The sequence below is a fragment of the Streptomyces sp. WELS2 genome (assembly GCF_013870595.1).
Classification (GTDB): Bacteria; Actinomycetota; Actinomycetes; order Streptomycetales; family Streptomycetaceae; genus Streptomyces.
Map to the genome: position 1 here is coordinate 1 of NZ_JACBWZ010001047.1, position 1,903 is coordinate 1,903.

Annotated in this window: 1 protein-coding gene and 1 pseudogene; both read right to left on the reverse strand. The window is 73.2% G+C overall.

Annotated elements, in window-relative coordinates:
- On the reverse strand, nucleotides 1-910 hold a 910-nt coding region (locus tag H5J33_RS33410; protein WP_181798441.1), incomplete at its 3' end, for a UvrD-helicase domain-containing protein.
- A 112-nt stretch (nucleotides 911-1,022) separates the two neighbouring features.
- Nucleotides 1,023-1,856: pseudogene (locus H5J33_RS33415) on the reverse strand (RecB family exonuclease); the annotation flags it as partial.
- Between the last annotated feature and the right edge of the window lie 47 nt (nucleotides 1,857-1,903).

Consider the following 1,903-nt stretch of genomic DNA (forward strand, 5'->3'; position numbering starts at 1 on the left):
CCTGGCAGGGGTCGCCTACGGCGGTGACCGGGTGGCCGGTGCCGCCGCCGAACAGGCCGGCCAGCAGGACGCGCTGGGCGACGGAGGTGTCCTGGTACTCGTCCAGGAGGACCACGCGGAACTCCTCGCGCAGCAGGCGGCCCACCTCGGGGATGCGGGCGAGGCGGGCCGACAGGGCGATCTGGTCGCCGAAGTCGAGCAGGTCCCGCCGTCGTTTCTCGGTTCGGTAGCGCTGGACGAGGTCGGCGAGTTCCCGGCGGGCGGCGGCCGTCTCCGGGACCTTGCGCAGGTCCGCGTTGGTGAGCTTGGCGCCCTCCAGGGTGCGCAGCAGGCCGGCGTCCCAGGCGCGCAGTTCCTCGGGGTCGACGAGGTGCTCGGCGAGTTCGGAGTCGAGGGCGAGCAGGTCGCTGACCAGGTCGGCGAAGGAGCGGGTCAGCGCCGGGTACGGTCCCGGGGACTCGCGCAGGACGCGCGCGGCGAGCTGGTAGCGGGTGGCGTCGGCGAGCAGCCGGGAACTGGGCTCCAGGCCGATGCGCAGGCCGTGGTCGGTGAGCAGCCGGCCGGCGAAGGCGTGGTACGTCGAGATGACCGGCTCGCCCGGCGGGCTGTCGGGGTCCACGGAGTCGGCGTCGGTGACCCCGGCCTTGATCAGCGCCTTGCGGACGCGCTCGGCCAGCTCGCCGGCGGCCTTGTTGGTGAAGGTCAGGCCGAGGACCTGCTCGGGGGCGACCTGTCCGGTGCCGACCAGCCAGACCACGCGGGCCGCCATCACGGTGGTCTTGCCCGACCCGGCGCCGGCCACGATCACCTGCGGGGCGGGCGGCGCGGTGATGCAGGCCGTCTGCTCCGGGGTGAACGGGATGCCGAGGAGCTCCTTGAGCTGCTCGGGGTCGGTGAGAGGGGCGGACATGTCGAAAGAGGCTAGCGGCGGGGACTGACAATCGGACGCCGGTCGGTCGCCCAGGATGGAAGACGCGCAGGTCAAGGGGGGTGGTGGGGTACGTCACGCCTGCCGCGGGGGCTCACTCCACGACGTGCCGGCCCTCCGGGCGCGCGCTGCACGAGGCGCGGAAGGCGCAGTGTGCGCAGTGCTGGCCGGCGCTGGGTGTGAACCGCTCGTCGAGGACCTTGCCGGCGGCCGTGGCCAGCAGCTCGCCGACCCACTCCTGCGCCGTCGGCTCCTGCGTCTGGACCTTGGGCAGGCTGTCGCCTCCGTCGCGCTTGGCGGCGCCCTGGCGCAGGTGGACCAGTTCGGCGCCGCCCGGCTCTGGGCGGGCGCCGTCGAAGGCGGTGTCGACGGCGCCTTCCCGGACCGCGAGCTGGTAGACGGCGAGCTGGGGGTGACGCTCCACCTCGCGCGCGGTGGGCGCCTGCTTGCCGGTCTTGAAGTCGACGACGTAGGCCCGGCCCGCGGCGTCCTTCTCCACACGGTCCATCTGGCCGCGGATGCGGACCTGGTAGTCGCCCGCTTCCAGGGTGACGTCGAAGTCCTGCTCGCTGGCCACCGGCGTACGGCCGGCCCGGTCCAGCACATGCCAGTTCAGGAAGCGTTCGAGCGCCACGCGCGCGTTCTCCTTCTCCTGCCGCGACTTCCAGGGCGCGTCGAAGGCGAGCGCGTTCCACACCGAGTCCAGGCGCTCCATGAGGACGTCGAGGTCGGCGGGGGTACGGCCGGAGGCGACCTCGTCGGCGAGGACGTGCATGACGTTGCCGAAGCCCTGCGCGGTGGTGGCGGGGGCGTCGGCCTTCACCTCGCGGCCGAGGAACCACTGGAGCGCGCAGGTGTTGGCGAGCTGGTCGAGGGCGCTGCCGGAGAGCACCACGGGCTGGTCCCGGTGGCGCAGCGGCACCTTGCTCACCCCGGACACCCACTTCGGCTACCCGGAGGACGAACACTCCTTCA